A 495-nucleotide genomic window follows, 5' to 3' on the forward strand; every position below is an offset into this window, starting at 1 on the left:
GGCGGCCGCCGCTGTCGCAGACTAGCGGAACTTCGCTCTCGGGCTGATGTCTGGCGCGCACCGGGTGCATCGGCTCGCAGCATGCGATCCTCACTGTCTAGTACCGAGTGAACGAGTCAGCCTGACTCGGCGAGGGTTCCCCTCGTCGCTGAGACGCCCCGAAGACGAATCTGGACCTGTCTGGCCGGGCCGCCCTGGCTCGGGGGCGGCGGGCCGCGGCGGGTACAGAGGGCGCCGGTGAGCATGGCGCCCCGGGCGTTGACCGCCATGTTCACCAGCGCGGTGTCGAACTGGCTCGGGTCGACGTCCACGAAGCAGGGATGCTCGGGCAGCTCGGTCTCGATCCGGATGCGGGACACGGTGGACCGCGCCGCCAAGCTCACGGGCCAACTCCTTGCCTTCGCGCGGCGTCAGGCGCTCAAGCCCGAGGTGTTCGCAGCTTGCGACGGCGTGCGGGCCCTCTCAGAGATGATGGCAACGCTCACCGGGTCCCGC

Annotated in this window: 1 protein-coding gene; it reads right to left on the minus strand. The window is 69.9% G+C overall.

Annotated elements, in window-relative coordinates:
* Nucleotides 1-116: 116 nt before the first annotated feature.
* Nucleotides 117-359 (minus strand): hypothetical protein, encoded by a 243-nt coding sequence (locus tag MKK84_RS19385; protein WP_243922584.1) that lies wholly within the window; start codon nucleotides 357-359, stop codon nucleotides 117-119.
* Nucleotides 360-495: the final 136 nt, after the last annotated feature.

This window comes from Methylobacterium sp. E-065 (genome assembly GCF_022829605.1).
Classification (GTDB): domain Bacteria; phylum Pseudomonadota; class Alphaproteobacteria; order Rhizobiales; family Beijerinckiaceae; genus Methylobacterium.